The following is a 15148-nucleotide window of genomic DNA, read 5'->3' as shown; positions in this document are numbered from 1 at the left end:
TGTTCATGCCAGCAGCCCAGTGGCCTGAACCCCACTGCCACCGGGGTAGTCATCAGAACTCCCGTGATGTGCCCTAACGATGAGAATCCGACCATGGCTTCCGACTCCGATGCACGCTGGCGCCTGTCGCGGCGGCAGTTTCTCGGCACCTCCGCGGTGCTGGTGGCGACCAGCGCCATTCCCGGCTACACCTTCGCCCAGGCCAGTGGTGGCGCGCCCCTGACGCCCCAGGCCATCGCCGCGCGGCTGCCGCAACTGCTGCCGCTGACCCTGCAGATCAATGGCGAGGCGCGCAGGCTCAAGGTCGACAGCCGTACCACCCTGCTCGATGCCCTGCGCGAGAACCTGCACCTCACGGGCACCAAGAAGGGCTGCGACCATGGCCAGTGCGGCGCCTGCACGGTGCTGGTCAATGGCCAGCGCATCAACAGCTGCCTGAGCCTGGCGGCCATGCACGAAGGCGACACCATCACCACCATCGAAGGCCTGGGCAACGCCGAGCGCCTGCATCCCATGCAGGCGGCCTTCCTGGCCAAGGACGGCTTCCAGTGCGGCTATTGCACCCCGGGGCAGATCTGCTCGGCGGTCGCCCTGCTGGACGAGGTCAAGGCCGGCATGCCCAGCCACGTCTCGACGCGCCTCGACGGGCCGATGCGGCTGAGCGAAGAAGAAATCCGCGAGCGCATGAGCGGCAACCTCTGCCGCTGCAGTGCCTATCCCAACATCGTCGCGGCCATCCAGATGGCGGGGGGCCAGGCATGAGGGTCTTCGACTATCAACGCGTGCAGACCGAAGCCGATGCCAGCCGCCAGGGCGCCCAGGCCGGCAGCCGCTTCATCGCCGGGGGCACCAATCTGCTGGACCTGATGAAGCTGGAGATCGAAACACCCAGCCAGGTGCTGGACATCAATCGCCTGCAGCTGGACCAGATCAGCGCCACCCAGGAGGGTGGCCTGCGCATCGGTACCCTGGTGCGCAATTCCACCCTGGCCGCCGACCCCCGGGTACGGGAGCGCTATCCGGTGCTCTCCCGTGCGCTGCTGGCCGGCGCCTCGGCGCAATTGCGCAACAAGGCCACCACCGGCGGCAACCTCCTGCAGCGCACCCGTTGCTCCTACTTCTACAACACCGCCATGCCCTGCAACAAACGCCAACCCGGCAGCGGTTGTGCGGCTCTGGGCGGCTTCAATCGGATGAACGCGGTGATCGGCGCCAGCGACCAGTGCATCGCCGTGCATCCCTCCGACATGGCGGTGGCCATGCGGGTGCTGGACGCCACGGTGGAAACCCGGGAAGCCACTGGCCGCACCCGGCGCATTCCTATCGCCGACTTCCATCGCCTGCCTGGTGACACCCCGCAGATCGAGACGGTGCTGCAACCCGGCGAACTCATCATCGCCGTGACCCTGCCGCCGCCACCGCCCGGCATCCAGGTCTATCGCAAGGTGCGCGATCGCGCTTCCTATGCCTTTGCCCTGGTGTCCATGGCGGCCATCGTCGAGCTGGACGGCACGCGTATCCGCAGCGGTCGCGCGGCGTTCGGCGGCCTGGCGCACAAGCCCTGGCGGGTGGCGGCGGCCGACCGGGCCTTTGCCGGCCAGTCCCTGGACAGCGATCTGGCGGCCGTGGGCGATGCCCTGCTCGCCGGAGCCCGTGGCTATGGCCACAACGATTTCAAACTCGAGCTGACCCGCCGCATCCTGCGCGCCGGGGTGGCCGACGCTCGCCAACAGGTCTGAGGACAGCAGCATGGAAATGAATGAACCCGCTGGCCGCAACCTGATCGACGAGAATCGTGGCGGCCTGATCGGCAAGCCCATCGATCGCGTCGACGGCCTGCTCAAGGTCACCGGCCAGGCGCCCTACAGCTTCGAATTCCGCAACGATCGCGTCGCCTACGGCTTCATCGTCGGCGCCACCATCGCCAAGGGCCGCATCCGGCGTCTGGACACCTCGGCTGCGGAGAGCGCGTCCGGTGTGCTCAGCGTGCTGACCTATCGCAATGCGCCACCCCAGGCCGCCCGCGAGCCGGACAACAGCGGCCGCTTCACCCGGCCCAAGCCCTACCTGGACAGCGACCAGGTGCGCTATTTCGGCGAACCCGTGGCCTTCGTGGTGGCCGAGACCTTCGAGGAGGCGCGCCTGGCGGCGGCCCTGGTGGAGATCGACTACGCGGCCGAGCCAGGCGTCTTCGACCTGGCCGCCAGCCTCGGCCAGGCGGTGAAGCCGCCGGATGCCGATCAGCCCACCGACACCGCCTCCGGCGATGTGGATGCCGCCTTCGCCCGGGCGCCCGTCAAGCTCGACGAGCGCTACACCACGCCCTACCACATCCATGCGCAGATGGAGCCCCACGCCAGTCTCGCCCAGTGGGACGGCGACCGGGTGACGATCTATTGCTCCACCCAGTTCGTCGAGCAGGCGCAGAGTTGCGTGGCCAATACGCTGCAGCTGCCCAAGGACAAGGTACGCATCGTGGCGCGCTATATCGGTGGCGGCTTCGGCGGCAAGTTGCCGATCTATGCCGATGCGCTGATCGGCGCCATGGCCGCCCGGGCCATCGGCCGGCCAGTCAAGGTCACCCTCACCCGCCAGCAGATGTTCCAGATCACCGACCACCGCTCGGCCACCGTGCAGCGCATCCGCCTGGGTGCCGACCGCGATGGCCGTATCCAGGCGATGGCCCACGAGGGCTGGTCCCATTCCGCTCGCGGCCTGACCTACTACGAACCCACCGGCCTGTCCTCGCGTACCCTCTATGCCGGCGATGACCGCCTGGTAGCGCACCGCATGGTCGAGCTGGATCTACCCGAGTCCGGCTCCTGCCGGGCGCCCGGCGAAGCCGTGGGGATGCTTGCCAGCGAAAGCGCCATGGACGAGCTCGCGGTCATGCTCGCGCTCGATCCCATCGAGCTGCGCATCCGCAACGAACCCAGCCAGGACCCGGAAAAGCACATCCCCTTCTCCTCCCGCAAGCTGGTGGAATGCATGCAGGACGGCGCCCGCCGCTTCGGCTGGACCAAACGCAATGCCAAGCCCGGTCAGGTGCGCGACGGCGACTGGCTGATCGGCATGGGCATGGCCGCGGCCAGTCGCGCCAACATGCTCAGGCCGTCCCAGGCCGGGGTCCGCCTGGAGGCCGATGGCACGGCCACAGTGAAGACCTCGATGACCGATATCGGCACCGGGACCTACACCATCCTGGCGCAGATCGCCGGCGAGTCGCTCGGCTTGCCGGTGGAGCGGGTCAAGGTGCTGCTAGGCGACAGCGACGATCCGGCCGGGGCCGGCTCCGGCGGCTCCTTTGGCGCGGCCAGTTCCGGCTCCTCGGTCTATGTCGCCTGCGAGAACCTGCGCCTGAAGGCGGCGCAAGCGGCGGGCCTCGATCCGGCCAGCGCCCGCTTCGTCGGTGGCCGGCTGATCGCCGACAATGGCAGTCGCGACCTCGCCGAACTGGCGCGCGAGCACGATCTCCAGGCCATCGGCGAGATCAAGCCGGGGCAGACGCTCAAGGACTATTCGCAGCAGGGCTACGGGGCCTTCTTCGCCGAGGTGGGGGTGCACGCCCTCACCGGCGAAATCCGCCTGCGGCGCATGCTCGGGGTGTTCGCTGCGGGGCGCATCCTCAACGAGAAGACCGCCCATTCGCAGATGCTTGGCGGGATGATCTGGGGGGTGGGCAGCGCCCTGCACGAAGATGGGGTGATCGATACCCGCCACGGCCACTTCGTCAATCATGACCTGGCCGACTACCACTACCCCTGCCATCTGGACATCCCGGCCATCGAAGCCCATTTCCTGCCGGAAGTGGATGACAAGGCCAATCCGCTGAAGATCAAGGGTGTCGGCGAACTGGGCATCTGCGGCGCCGGGGCCGCCCTTACCAACGCCGTCTACAACGCCTGCGGGGTGCGCATCCGCGACTATCCGCTGACGGTGGACAAGGTGCTGGCCGGACTCAAGACGGCCTAGCGGCGGGCGGCGCGGTTCAGCGCGCCGCCTTGCTTCCCGCCCGCGTTGCCAGCAGCACCCCACCGATGGCGATGACCATGGCCACCCAGGCCAGGGGCGGCAGGGTTTCGCCCAGCAGCAGCCAGGCGCTCAGGGCGGCGCCCGGCGGCACGCAGAAGAACAGCGCACTGACCCGCGCCGCCTCGCCGGCGCGGATCATCCACACCAGCAGGCTGATGGCCAAGAGCGAGTTGGCCAGCACCAGATAGGCCAGGGCACCGATGAAGGCCGGCGCCCAGTGCACCGGGCTGTGCTCGAACAGCAGCGCCAGGGGCGCGCAACACACCAGGCCGACGCTGTACTGCACCAGGTTGTTGGTGACCGGATGCTGGGCCACACCCAGGCGCTTTTCGTAGAGCACGGCACTGGTCATGCCCAGCAAGGCGCCTACCGCCAGGCAGATGCCGAACAGGGATTCCACGGCGACGCTGGCGCGCGCCACGATCACCCCGATGGCGCCGAGCAGTCCCAGGGCCAGTCCCAGCCACTGCAGCGGCGCCACCCGCTCGCCCACCAGCAGGGGCGCGCCCAGAGCCACCAGGATGGGTTGCAACGAGGCGACCATGGCCACCACGTTGGCCGAGGCGCCCATCACCAAGGCGCCATAGCTCATGCCGAAATAGACGCCCTGGATGAGAAAGCCCACCACCGCCAGATTCGCCCATTCCCGCCGGGTGCGCGGCAGCGGCGGACGCAGGACCAGGAAGGCGATCAGCAGCACGCTGAAAGCCAGGGCATAGCGCATCGCCAACAGGGTGAAGGGGGGCGCATAGGCCAGGCCCACCTTGGACACGGCGAAACCGGCGGACCACAGGGCCAGGAACACCAGGGGGATGAGGCGCAGCAACCAGGGATTCAGCGAAGTGGACGACATCGGACGCTCAGGGCCAGGCGAGTCAGCGGGACGCGACTCGCGAGCGGGAAGGATAGCTGACGATCAGCAGGCCGCTGAGCACCAGGGCCGCGCCGGCGAGAAATCCCGGTCCCGGGGTCTCGCCCAGCAGCCAGACGCCCATCAGTACACCGAACAGCGGCGTCAGCAGGGTCAGCACGCCCAGGGGCGCCGCGCGATAGCGACTGAGCAGCACGAACCAGCCCAGCAGACTGATGCCGGCGACGATGAACACCTGGAAGGCCAGACTCGACCAGGCCAGGAAATCCAGCCCGGCCAGATCCAGGCGCTTGCCGAGCGGCAGGGCCAGCGCCAGCAGCACCACCCCGGTCACCCCGAGTTGATAGAACAGGGTGCGCAGCGGCGGCGCCTCGGCCAGGGCGCTGCGGCGGATCAGCACCGTGGTGGCGCCCCAGGCGGCACCGCCGACCAGGCCGATCAGGTCGCCCTGCCAGCTGGTGCCGCCGCTCGGCTTGCCGATCAGGAAGGCACAGACCACGCCACTGGCCGCCAGCAGTATGCCCAGCCACTGGCGCCCCGACAGCCGCTCGCCGGGCACCAGCCAGTGCAGGCCGCAGGCGGCGAACAGCGGCGCCGTGTAGATGAACACGACCATGTGCGCGGCGCTGGTGTATTTCAGGCCCACCGCCATGCAGAGGAATTCCAGGGCGAACAGCGAACCGGCGAGCAGCCCGGGAATCAGCGTCCGGTCACGGCCCAGGCAGCGGATGCCGCGCCAGCGCGCCAGGCCATAGAGCAGCCCGGCCGCCAGCAGCGAACGCCAGCCGATCTGCAGCAAGGGGTCCACCTGCTCGGCGATGGCCTTGATCGCCGTCTGCTGCAGGCCCCAGACCAGGCAGAGCACCAGCATGACCAGCACGGCGGGGAGGTCGAGCTCCTTGCGCATGGGCATCGTTCCAGGAAAAAAGTGAGCCTGCAGGATGACCGTGGCTGAACAGGTCGGACAAACGATGTTTAATGGGCGTCAGGCTCAGGAAAACTAAGGCTCAGCGTGACCACTGCCCTCCCCCTCAACGCCCTGCGCGCCTTCGCCGCCGCTGCGCGACACCAGCAATTCGCCAAGGCCGCGGACGAGTTGCATGTCACGGCCGGCGCCATCAGCCGGCAGATCCGCCTGCTCGAAGCCGAACTGGGACAGCCGTTGTTCGAGCGCCTGCCCCAGGGCGTACGGCTCACCGCCCAGGGTCGCGCCCTGGCCGGGGAGATCGCGCCGCACCTCGATGGCCTGACCCGCGCGGTCGCCCGGGCCCGGATCAAGAGCTGCGTCCTGACCGTCAGCGCGCCCCCTACCTTCGGCCAGGAATGGCTGTTGCCGCGGCTGGAAGACTTCCAGCGCCAGCATCCGGATATCGAGGTCTTTCTCGACGCCTCGTCCGCCATCGTGCCCCTTGGCACCGAGGGCGGTGCCCAGGCGGCGATCCGCTATGGCCGCGGCGACTGGCAGGACGGCGAGACGCGCCTGCTGCTGCGCGAATGGATCTTTCCGGTGTGCAGCCCGGCGCTGATCCCGGCGCAGCTGGCAGGGCCCGCCGCCTTGCTGGACTATCCGCTGCTGCATGCCGAATGGCCCGGCGGCTGGCGTTCGGGTCGCCCCAGCAGCCGGTCCAACGCCTGGCAGGACTGGTTCGCCAGCCAGCAGGTGCCCCTGGGCGACAGTCTGCGCGGTCCGCGCTATTCACTGAGCGGCATGGCCCTGCAACAGGCAGCCGCCGGCAAGGGCGTGGCGCTCGGCGGCGGCGTGCTGGCCCAGCGCCTGCTGGCCAGCGGAGCCCTGATCCGCCCGCTGCCGGATCGGTTCGACCAGCTGTCGGCCCAGGCCTACTTCCTGGTGTTGCCCAAGGGCGCGGTGGACGCGCCGGTACAGCGCTGGATCGACTGGCTGCTGGTGCAGATCCGTCAATTCCGCGAGACCCAGGGCGAACCGCAGGAGACCGGCGGCGCCTGGTGAGCGCCGGGCTTTTACGGCAGTCTAGGCGGCCTGCCCTTGCAATAGTCAGCCTGCATGATCACCTGTCGCCTGTCCGCCCTGCTCGCCCTGCTGCTCTCGACCGCTGCCCTGGCCGCCGAACAGGCCCCGGGCACCTGCGATCGCCAGGGCAGCGAGGCGCAGCTGGCGGCCTGCGCCAGCCAGGACCTGGCCGTGGCCGAAGCCCGGCTGGCCGACGTCTACGGGCGCCGGCTGGCGGGCCTCTCCACTGAACAACGACCTGCCTTCGAACGCCTGCAACACCTCTGGCAGGACGATCGCGCCCCCCGCTGCGCCACCGCGACGCGGGGTTTCCAGGGCGCCATGCAGCAGCTGCAGTATCTGAGTTGTCTGAAGTCGGTGACCCTGCTGCGGCTGGACGATCTGCAACGGCAACTACCGCGGCGCGACTGACGCTTCGTCGCCACTGCTGCTGTCCGGCGCCGGAACTCACTATCATGGCGCCCCGCTGTTGGAGTTCGAGATGTACGAGCGTTACCTGCCCCTGCTGGTCCCGGCCGGACTGCTGCTTCTGGGGGCGCTGTGGTGGTGGCAGCGCCGGCGCCAGGCCGCCTTTCCCTATCGCCAGGTCGAAGCCCTCTTCACTCCCGCCGAACAAGCCTTTCTCGCCGTGCTCGACGAAGCCGTGGGCGACGACTATCGGGTATTCGGCAAGGTGCGCATCGCCGATGTGGTCCAGACCCTGCCGCTGCGCGACCGCCGCCGCTATCTGATCGCGCAGAACCGTATCAACTGCAAGCACTTCGACTTCGCCATCTGCCGGCGTGACGACCTCGCCGTGCACGCCGTGGTCGAACTCAACGACAGGTCGCACCTGCAGCGCCATCGCCAGCAGCGCGATCGCTTCGTGAGGTCGGTGTGCGAGGCCGCCCAGTTGCGGCTGGTGGAGATTCCCGCGGCGGCGCGCTATTCCGCCACCGCCGTGCGCGACGCCGTGTTCGGCGGGCGCCGTCCGCGCACCCGGGTAGCGCCCCCCAGCCAGGCGCTGGCGCCGGAATGCCCGGAGTGCCAGGCGCCCATGGTGCGTCGTCGCGCGCGCAGCGGTCGCCACCAGGGGCGGGAATTCTGGGCCTGCTCGAACTACCCGGATTGCCGCGCCCTGCTCGACATCGACGACTGACCAAGGGGCCCCTGCCATGCGTTATCCCACCACCCCGGACGGACGCTACTTCGTGGTCAGGGGCCGGCTCTGGCGCTGCACTGATCCCAGCCTGCCCGCCGATCGCCGCGACGCCCTGACCCATGAGCTGATGGATGCGCGCCGCCAGGTGGGCGCAGCCAAGCGCCAGGGTGACGAGGCCGCCCTGCGCAGCGCACGCGCCGCGGTGGACGCCGCCAAGCACGCCCTGGGCGAGCGCGGACCGGTCTGGTGGACCGATGGCGCCCCCGACTACAACCGGCGGATGGCCCGGAACACCCCCTATGCCGACTGGTACCGGCAGCTGGATGTCGAGACTTCCTGAGCCGCACCGTGCGGCGTAAGGTGAACGGCTGAATCCTCTTGCGAGCACCGCTCTTGCGTATCCGCCCCGCCTTCGTCACCGACCTCGCCGCCATCTGCCGGCTGGCCGAACAACTCGCCGAGCAGCATCACCGGCAGGCCCCGGCGACCTTTGCCAAGCCCTCCGGCGGCTGGCGCGACCAGGACTACTGGGCCGCCCAGCTGGAGCCGGAAGACGGGGTGCTGTTCGTCGCTGACGCCAGCGACGAACTGGTCGGCTTCGTCACCGCACGCCTGTCCGATACCCGCTCGATTTCCTTTCTGCAGCCGCTGATCCTCTGCCGGATCGGCACCCTGGTGGTGTCTGCCAGCCACAGACGGCAGGGCGTGGGTGCACGGCTACTGGAAGCCGTGGAAGCCTGGGCTCGGAACAACGATGTCGACGAATTGCGCCTGGAGGTGATGGAGTTCAACGAGGACGCCCAGGCCTTCTATGCCCGCCAGGATTTCCAGGGGCAGTCGCGGATTCTGGCCAAGGCGTTGCGGTAGGGTTGGCTGCCGCGCGATCGCGGCCATGAGTGCGATGGACCAGCACCCTCACCCCAGCCCTCTCCCAGGGGGAGAGGGGGTTAGCGGAGCGGTCGGCGGCCACCGCGCAGGCCCCTGTAGCTTGGGCTGAGCACAGCGAAGCCCAACAGACCCCATCGCCGACCTGAAGCTTCGACGAGGGTCCCTACACGCTCTCGCGGCTCACCAACTCGAATCCCAGATCCACGCAGCGCCGTAGCGTGGAAAACGGCGTAGCCTTTTTCACGAGAGGCCAGCCGCGAGGACTTGCCTCACACCCGCCCTTCCCAGGAGGGAGAGCAGGCGCTTGGAGCGGATGCTCGTTTTCGATGGCTCAGGCGATAAGAAAGCTGCTCCCAATGGAGACATCGACACCTACTGCGAGTAACTGTCCTATCGCGGCCATGGGCCGCTCCCACAGGAGAGATCGGTACCTGTAGGAGCGGCCCATGGCCGCGATGATCCGACGCGAGCGACCAGCCCTACACACTCTCCCGACTCACCAGCTCGAATCCCAGATCCACGCAGGTCGGTTGGCTGCGGCCGTCGAGCAGCCCCAGCAACAGGGTCGCGGCCTGGCGCCCTACCGCGGCGCGGGGGGTCTGGATGGAGGTGAGCCGGGGCACGGTATGCGCCGAGCCGGGCAGGTCGTTGAAGCCCAGCACCGAGATCCGCGCGGGGATGGCAATGCCCAGCCGCTGGGCCTCGAACAGCGCGCCCTGGGCCAGGTCGTCGTTGCAGAAGAACAGGCCATCGACCTCCGGCCGGCGGGCCAGCAGTTCGCGGAACTGGCGGGCGCCCAGGCCCACGGATGACGGCTGCGGATCCAGCACGTCCAGACTCGGGTCATAGCAGCCCGCCGCGCGCAGCACCTCGCGAAAGCCCTCGCCCCGGGCCAGCGCCCGCGGGTCGAGCTGGGCCGCGACATAGCCCAGGCATCTGCGCCCTGCCGCCAGCAGGTGCCGCGCCGCGGCGGCGCCGGCGGCGTGCTGGGAAAAGCCGACGCTGGGCACCGACCCCGCCGGATCCAGCTCCATCATGTGCACCCGCGGCACCCCGCTAGCAGCCAGCAGCTGGCGTGCGGCATCGGTACGGTCAAAGCCGGTCAGCAGCAGTCCCCGGGGCTGATAGGCCAGGTAGTTGCGGATCAGCTTTTCCTCTTCCACGGGATCGTAGTGATAGTTGCCGATCAGCACTTCCAGGCCACGGGGGCGCAGGACCTCGTGGATGGCCTCCAGCGGCTCGATGAACAGATGATTGGACAGCGAGGGGACCAGCACCACCACCGAATGCCCCTGGGCGGAGGCCAGGGCGCGGGCGGCCGGATTGGTGACATAGCCAAGGCGCGCGGCAGCTTCCTGCACGCGGGTGACCAGCTCGGGTGCCACGCTGGCGACACCGCGCAGGGCACGCGAGGCCGTGATGGGGGAAACACCGGCCTGCAGCGCCACCTCGGTAAGGGTGGGCCGACCGGAACTACGAGAACCCGTTCGATTCATTGTTATGGTTTCAGGCTTGTCAGAGACGGAGAACGCGCCTAAGGTAGCGCTGTCTCACCAGACACTACAAGCCTGGCGTGCCCCTCCGGGACACGTCGGCATTCGGCCTAACAAGATCGACAAGAACTGGAAACCGCTACCTTTTTCCTTTTTCGGGGTAGCGCTGTCTCCAGACCGGAGGTGACGATGAACACTCCCATTCCCGCGCTGGTGGTCATGGGCGTCGCAGGCTGCGGCAAGAGCAGCGTCGGCGCGACCATTGCCGAGCAGGACGGTGGCCGCCTGATCGAAGGCGACGCCTTCCACCCCGCCGCCAACATCACCAAGATGAGCGCCGGCATCCCCCTCGACGACCAAGATCGCGCTGGCTGGCTGACCCGCCTCGGTGAAGAACTGGCCGCTGCGGTGGCCGCCGGCGAACGCCCGGTGCTCACCTGCTCGGCGCTCAAGCGCCGCTATCGCGACCAGCTGCGCCAGGCCGTGCCCGGTCTCGGCTTCGTCTTTCTCGAACTGACCCGCGAGACCGCCGCCCAGCGCGTCGCCAATCGTCCGGGGCACTTCATGCCCGCCAGCCTGATCGACAGCCAGTTCGCCGCCCTCGAAGCACCCCACGGTGAACCGGCTACGCTGGTAGTGGATGCACGCGACAGCCTGCCCGCCATCGGCACCCAGGTGTCGGCCTGGTGGAACACCTCGGCGCGCCTGGCCCAGCCGGCCTGACGAGACAGCGCTACCCATTCCAATCCAATCACCCGCAACGCCCACAACAACAATAGGAGAGGCGCCATGTTCGGCATGGACCACAACAGCTTCCTTCTGCTCGACGCCCTGGTCACCATCATCGGCCTGGTGCTGCTGATCACCAAGTTCAAGGTCCATCCCTTCATCGCCCTGACCATCGCCTCGGGCTTTCTCGGCCTGACCTCCGGCATGCCGGTGGAAAAGGTCATGAAATCCTTCCAGGACGGCTTCGGCGGCGTACTCGGCTTCGTCGGCATCCTGCTCGGCCTGGGCACCATGCTCGGCAAGCTGATGGCCGATTCCGGCGGCGCCGACCAGATCGCCCAGACGCTGATCCGCGCCTTCGGCATCAAGCGCGTGCACTGGGCGATGATGTTCGCCGCCTTCCTGGTGGGCATCCCGCTGTTCTTCGAGATCGGCTTCGTGCTGCTGGCCCCCCTGGTGTTCATCGTAGCCCGCCGTACCGGGCTGTCGCTGGTCAAGCTGGGCATCCCGCTGCTGGCCGGCCTGTCCGCCGTGCATGGCCTGGTGCCGCCGCACCCGGGTCCGCTGCTGGCGGTCGGGGTGTTCGGTGCCGACATCGGCAAGACCATCTTCTATGGCCTGCTGGTCGGCCTGCCCACCGCCATGATCGCCGGTCCCCTCTTCGGTGCCTGGATCTCCAAGCGTATCCCCGGTTCGGCCAACCCCGAACTGGTCGCCCAGATCGCCCAGGAGACCGACAACCGCAATCTGCCGGGCTTCGGCATCACCGTCTTCACCGTGCTGCTGCCGGTGATCCTGATGCTGCTCAAGGCCTTCGCCGACATCTTCTTCGCCGCCGACAACCACTTCCGCATCTGGATGGACTTCATCGGCCACCCCATCACCGCCCTGCTCGCCGCCCTGCTGCTGAGCTTCTACAGCTTCGGCACCGCCTGCGGCTTCTCTCGCGAGAAGATCGTCAAGCTGCTCGACCAGAGCCTGGCGCCAGTGGCGGCCATCGTGCTGATCGTCGGCGCCGGCGGTGGTTTCAAGCAGATGCTGGTGGCCAGCGGCGTGGGTGAGGTGATCGGCAACCTGGCGGTGCAGACGCAGATCTCGCCGATCCTGCTGACCTGGCTGGTGGCGGCGGTGATCCGCGTGGCCACCGGTTCCGCCACCGTGGCGACCATCACCGGCGCCGGCATCGTCGCCCCCGTGGTGGCGCTGATCCCCGGTGTGAACAAGGAATTGCTGGTACTGGCCGCCGGTGCCGGTTCGGTGATCCTCTCCCACGTCAACGACGCCGGCTTCTGGCTGGTGAAGCAGTACTTCAACATGACCGTGGCCGAAACCTTCAAGACCTGGTCGATGATGGAAACCATCCTCTCGGTGGTGGCCCTGGCCTTCATCATGCTGCTGTCGCTGTTCGTCTGAGCCCCGCAGAGCCTGTTCCAAGGCTAGCGAGCTAGAGCCAAGCAAGGCCTAGGCGGCCCCGCGAAAATAGCTGAGGAAGCGGAGTTTACGTAGGGTAAATGAGCATTCCGAAGCCATTTTCAACGCAGATTGGCCGACGCGCAGCAGCTTTGGAGCAGGCTCTCAGGCAGGGACGGCCCCTGGCCGCCCCGCCTCCACCACAAAGCTTGCCCGGGTGCCGCGTCCGGCATCCGGGCGCGTTCGATCACTGATGGTGCGCAGGTCCACCTGCAACCGTTCCCGCGTCAGCTCCAGGGCCAGATAGCCACGCTCCCGGCTGTCGAAGAAGCGCACCTGGGGATTCTCCGGCAACAGCGCCTGGAAACGGCGGTAGTCCGGTCCGTCCGAGGTGATGGAGGTGCCGACGAATTCGCTCGCCACTACAGGACTCCGCTCGTCTTCCGGCTCGCGGTGCAGGTCCGTCACCCAGAAGGAATGGATGTCCCCGCCCAGGGTTACCGGATTAGCCAGGCGGCTGTCAGCCATGGCCGCGAGCAGCCGCTCGCGAGTCGCCGGATAGCCGTCCCAGCCATCGGTCCAGCGCGCCGGATCGCCCTCCGGCAGGCGCTGCCGCAGGGGTGCCAGCAGGAGATCCTGGGCGATCAGATTCCAGCGGGTGGCATTGTGGCGAAAGCCATCCAGCAGCCAGCGCTCCTGCGCCTGCCCGAGCATGCTGCGCGCGGCGTCGCGCAGACCCGGGCAATCCGGGGCGACCAGCTGGCCACCGCGGGTCCTGGGCGTCGTGCAGGCCGGTTCGCTGCGGTATTGCCGACCATCGAGCAGATGGATCTCCGCCAGGTCACCGAAGCGCCACCGGTCATAGAGGCGCAGCGCGCTGCCCTGGGTCCGCCACCCGCGCAGCGGCGCATGTTCGCGAAAAGCCTGGTAGGCAGCCTGCCGCCGCGCGGCGAAGGCAGCCAGACTGACCCTGGGGTCCGCCGCCCAGGGACCGGAATAGTCGTTCTGCACCTCGTGGTCGTCCCAGGTCATGAGACTGGTGACATTGGCGTGGAGGTACTGCAGATCGGGATCGGTGCGGTACAGCGCATGGCGCCGGCGGTAACTGGCCAGGTCCCGGGCTTCCGGCAGGCCATGCCGACGCACGGCCGGCAGCAGCAGGGGCACGTTGGCCTCGTAGATATAGTCCCCGAGGAACAGCGCCAGATCCGCCTGTTCGTCCGCCATGTGCCGATAGGCGCTGAAGAAGCCCTTCTCATAGTGGGAGCAGGAAGCGGCCACCAGCTTCAGCCGCTGCGGAGCGCTGGCTGACGGCGGTAGCGTAGTGGCGCGCCCGATACGACTCTGGTGGCCCAGCGCGGTGAAACGGTACCAGTAGGGCCGTCCCGCCAGCAGACCGGTCAGGGGGATGGACAGGCAGAAAGCAGACTGTGGCTGTGCCTGGATCACTCCGCGCTGCACCACCTGGCGCAGCCCCGGATCCAGGGCCACTTCCCACCCAGCCTTGACCGGACCATGCAGACCGCCCAGGCCGTCCTCGGCCAGCGGATCGGGCGCCAGGCGGGTCCAGATGACGAAGCCGTCGGTAGCAGGATCACCACTGGCGACGCCCAGGGTGAAGGGATCCGGCTGTGGCGTGCGAGCGCTGCAACCGGCGAACCAGGGTGCGCTCAGACCCAGGCCGAGCAGGCCCAGCGCTTGACGTCGAGAGGTACTCATCCAGGCCTCCAGGAAAAGAGGCCAGGGTGGCTCAGGCAGGTGACAACGGCATGTCGGCGGCTCAGGCCAGCGGCAATTCCTCGAGGATCATGACCTGCGGCGCGTCGACGAGTAGACCGTCCAGATCGCTCAGCAACTGCTTGAAGTGAGGGGTTTGCTCGTGCTCGGCCAGGGCTTCGCGACTGGCCCAGCGTTCGACGAAGACATAGCGACCTGCATGGCTCGGATCGCGGTGCGGGGTATAGAAGTGACAGGCGGCTTCGGCGCGGGACGGCGCGACGATGGCACGCATGGCGTTTTCGACAGCCTCGGCCTGACCGGGTTTGGCCTGCAGAATGGCGACGACACGGATTTCACTGGTCATGCAAAAACTCCAGAAGGGGTGCTTCAGCCTGGCGACTGGACACCCTGAATGCCACCGGGGCCGAGGGCCGGCCCCGGTCATGGTGGATCACTGTTTGGCTTTGACGATCTTGTCGATCACCGCATTGCTGCGCTTGATCAGCACATAGTCGGAGCCGATCTTGACCCATTGGCTGTCTTCGCCCGGCTGCTCCAGACCATGCTTCTTGAAATCCTTGATCACGTACTCGTCACGGATGTACTTGCGCGGCGCCCGGCCACCCTCTTCGAGTTCAAAGGTAGGATGATCAGGGTCGTGGGTGACCGCCTCATCGCTCTGACTGGCGTCCTTCTTGTTGACCTTGTTCTGGTACTGCGAGCTGGTGGGCTCCGAAGCGGCCTTGTCGGCGGCCGGCTTGGTCGGGGTCATGGATTCGGGCGCGGCCTGGACATGCAGGGCTCCGGTCAGGACGACGGCGCCCAGCGCCAGGGAGAGCAGTGATTGCTTGGTCATGGGGTGTTTCTCCTCTGCG

At 67.9% G+C, this 15148-nt stretch carries 16 protein-coding genes; 10 read left to right on the top strand and 6 right to left on the bottom strand.

The annotated features are described in order from the left end of the window. The first annotated feature begins 93 nt into the window (after positions 1-93). The 3 genes from paoA to QE444_RS09740 are packed head-to-tail and all read left to right on the top strand — an operon-like array spanning position 94 to position 3972. Positions 94-762, top strand: a complete 669-nt coding sequence (gene paoA, locus QE444_RS09750; protein ID WP_133859727.1) for an aldehyde dehydrogenase iron-sulfur subunit PaoA — start codon at positions 94-96, stop codon at positions 760-762. Continuing rightward, the gene (locus tag QE444_RS09745) at positions 759-1739 is read left to right on the top strand and encodes a xanthine dehydrogenase family protein subunit M (RefSeq protein WP_309738168.1); all 981 of its coding nucleotides are present in this window, start codon (positions 759-761) and stop codon (positions 1737-1739) included. Before paoA ends, QE444_RS09745 begins: the two co-directional genes overlap by 4 nt. 10 nt (positions 1740-1749) lie before the next feature. After that, entirely contained in the window at positions 1750-3972 is a 2223-nt protein-coding gene (locus QE444_RS09740) for a xanthine dehydrogenase family protein molybdopterin-binding subunit (RefSeq protein WP_309738166.1), read from the top strand. A 16-nt stretch (positions 3973-3988) separates the two neighbouring features. Here the strand turns inward: QE444_RS09740 and QE444_RS09735 are convergent, their stop codons facing one another. After that, a complete protein-coding gene (locus QE444_RS09735) occupies positions 3989-4885 on the bottom strand; it encodes a DMT family transporter (RefSeq protein WP_309738164.1) in 897 nt (298 codons plus the stop codon). A gap of 22 nt (positions 4886-4907) precedes the next feature. After that, a complete protein-coding gene (locus tag QE444_RS09730; protein ID WP_309738162.1) occupies positions 4908-5810 on the bottom strand; it encodes a DMT family transporter in 903 nt (300 codons plus the stop codon). Between the two features lie 105 nt (positions 5811-5915). On the opposite strand from QE444_RS09730, the gene QE444_RS09725 reads away from it, so the two are divergent. From QE444_RS09725 to QE444_RS09705, 5 genes are all read left to right on the top strand, one after another. Further along, entirely contained in the window at positions 5916-6872 is a 957-nt protein-coding gene (locus tag QE444_RS09725) for a LysR substrate-binding domain-containing protein (RefSeq protein WP_309738160.1), read from the top strand. Between the two features lie 54 nt (positions 6873-6926). Beyond that, entirely contained in the window at positions 6927-7304 is a 378-nt protein-coding gene (locus QE444_RS09720) for a lysozyme inhibitor LprI family protein (protein ID WP_309738158.1), read from the top strand. Positions 7305-7374: 70 nt separating this feature from the next. After that, positions 7375-8031 (top strand): DUF2726 domain-containing protein, encoded by a 657-nt coding sequence (locus QE444_RS09715; RefSeq protein WP_187978754.1) that lies wholly within the window; start codon positions 7375-7377, stop codon positions 8029-8031. A gap of 16 nt (positions 8032-8047) precedes the next feature. Beyond that, positions 8048-8374 carry a hypothetical protein gene (locus QE444_RS09710; protein ID WP_187978753.1) on the top strand — a complete coding sequence of 109 codons (327 nt, stop codon included), beginning with the start codon at positions 8048-8050 and terminating at the stop codon, positions 8372-8374. 53 nt (positions 8375-8427) lie between these two features. Beyond that, positions 8428-8901, top strand: a complete 474-nt coding sequence (locus QE444_RS09705) for a GNAT family N-acetyltransferase (RefSeq protein WP_309738155.1) — start codon at positions 8428-8430, stop codon at positions 8899-8901. 500 nt (positions 8902-9401) lie between these two features. On the opposite strand, the gene QE444_RS09700 is transcribed toward QE444_RS09705, so the two are convergent. Next, positions 9402-10418 (bottom strand): LacI family DNA-binding transcriptional regulator, encoded by a 1017-nt coding sequence (locus tag QE444_RS09700; protein ID WP_187978752.1) that lies wholly within the window; start codon positions 10416-10418, stop codon positions 9402-9404. 186 nt (positions 10419-10604) lie between these two features. Here QE444_RS09700 and QE444_RS09695 point away from each other — a divergent pair, with 186 nt between their 5' ends. Both QE444_RS09695 and QE444_RS09690 read left to right on the top strand, forming a co-directional pair. Next, on the top strand, positions 10605-11138 hold the full coding sequence (locus QE444_RS09695; RefSeq protein WP_187978751.1) for a gluconokinase: 534 nt from the start codon (positions 10605-10607) through the stop codon (positions 11136-11138). Positions 11139-11204: 66 nt separating this feature from the next. Beyond that, positions 11205-12557, top strand: a complete 1353-nt coding sequence (locus QE444_RS09690) for a GntP family permease (protein WP_133859739.1) — start codon at positions 11205-11207, stop codon at positions 12555-12557. Positions 12558-12719: 162 nt separating this feature from the next. Here QE444_RS09690 and QE444_RS09685 read toward each other — a convergent pair whose 3' ends face one another. From QE444_RS09685 to QE444_RS09675, 3 genes are all read right to left on the bottom strand, one after another. Further along, positions 12720-14273 carry an alkaline phosphatase gene (locus tag QE444_RS09685; protein WP_187978750.1) on the bottom strand — a complete coding sequence of 518 codons (1554 nt, stop codon included), beginning with the start codon at positions 14271-14273 and terminating at the stop codon, positions 12720-12722. Between the two features lie 61 nt (positions 14274-14334). Then, positions 14335-14637: a putative quinol monooxygenase gene (locus QE444_RS09680; protein ID WP_133859741.1), complete on the bottom strand. Its 303-nt coding sequence runs from the start codon at positions 14635-14637 to the stop codon at positions 14335-14337. A gap of 87 nt (positions 14638-14724) precedes the next feature. Then, on the bottom strand, positions 14725-15129 hold the full coding sequence (locus QE444_RS09675) for an RcnB family protein (protein ID WP_133859742.1): 405 nt from the start codon (positions 15127-15129) through the stop codon (positions 14725-14727). Positions 15130-15148: the final 19 nt, after the last annotated feature.

This window comes from Pseudomonas sp. SORGH_AS_0199 (assembly GCF_031453735.1).
Lineage (GTDB): Bacteria > Pseudomonadota > Gammaproteobacteria > Pseudomonadales > Pseudomonadaceae > Chryseomonas > Chryseomonas aestiva.
The sequence above is the reverse complement of the archived record's forward strand: the minus strand, read 5'-3'. Positions and strand labels throughout refer to the sequence as shown.

Excerpts from the sequence above, each read along its gene's own strand:
- paoA (WP_133859727.1), top strand. The coding sequence starts at position 94 with ATGGCTTCCGACTCCGATGCACGCTGGCGCCTGTCGCGGCGGCAGTTT.
- QE444_RS09745 (WP_309738168.1), top strand. The coding sequence starts at position 759 with ATGAGGGTCTTCGACTATCAACGCGTGCAGACCGAAGCCGATGCCAGC.
- QE444_RS09740 (WP_309738166.1), top strand. The coding sequence starts at position 1,750 with ATGGAAATGAATGAACCCGCTGGCCGCAACCTGATCGACGAGAATCGT.
- QE444_RS09735 (WP_309738164.1), bottom strand. The coding sequence starts at position 4,885 with ATGTCGTCCACTTCGCTGAATCCCTGGTTGCTGCGCCTCATCCCCCTG.
- QE444_RS09730 (WP_309738162.1), bottom strand. The coding sequence starts at position 5,810 with ATGCGCAAGGAGCTCGACCTCCCCGCCGTGCTGGTCATGCTGGTGCTC.
- QE444_RS09720 (WP_309738158.1), top strand. The coding sequence starts at position 6,927 with ATGATCACCTGTCGCCTGTCCGCCCTGCTCGCCCTGCTGCTCTCGACC.
- QE444_RS09715 (WP_187978754.1), top strand. The coding sequence starts at position 7,375 with ATGTACGAGCGTTACCTGCCCCTGCTGGTCCCGGCCGGACTGCTGCTT.
- QE444_RS09710 (WP_187978753.1), top strand. The coding sequence starts at position 8,048 with ATGCGTTATCCCACCACCCCGGACGGACGCTACTTCGTGGTCAGGGGC.
- QE444_RS09700 (WP_187978752.1), bottom strand. The coding sequence starts at position 10,418 with ATGAATCGAACGGGTTCTCGTAGTTCCGGTCGGCCCACCCTTACCGAG.
- QE444_RS09695 (WP_187978751.1), top strand. The coding sequence starts at position 10,605 with ATGAACACTCCCATTCCCGCGCTGGTGGTCATGGGCGTCGCAGGCTGC.
- QE444_RS09690 (WP_133859739.1), top strand. The coding sequence starts at position 11,205 with ATGTTCGGCATGGACCACAACAGCTTCCTTCTGCTCGACGCCCTGGTC.
- QE444_RS09685 (WP_187978750.1), bottom strand. The coding sequence starts at position 14,273 with ATGAGTACCTCTCGACGTCAAGCGCTGGGCCTGCTCGGCCTGGGTCTG.
- QE444_RS09680 (WP_133859741.1), bottom strand. The coding sequence starts at position 14,637 with ATGACCAGTGAAATCCGTGTCGTCGCCATTCTGCAGGCCAAACCCGGT.
- QE444_RS09675 (WP_133859742.1), bottom strand. The coding sequence starts at position 15,129 with ATGACCAAGCAATCACTGCTCTCCCTGGCGCTGGGCGCCGTCGTCCTG.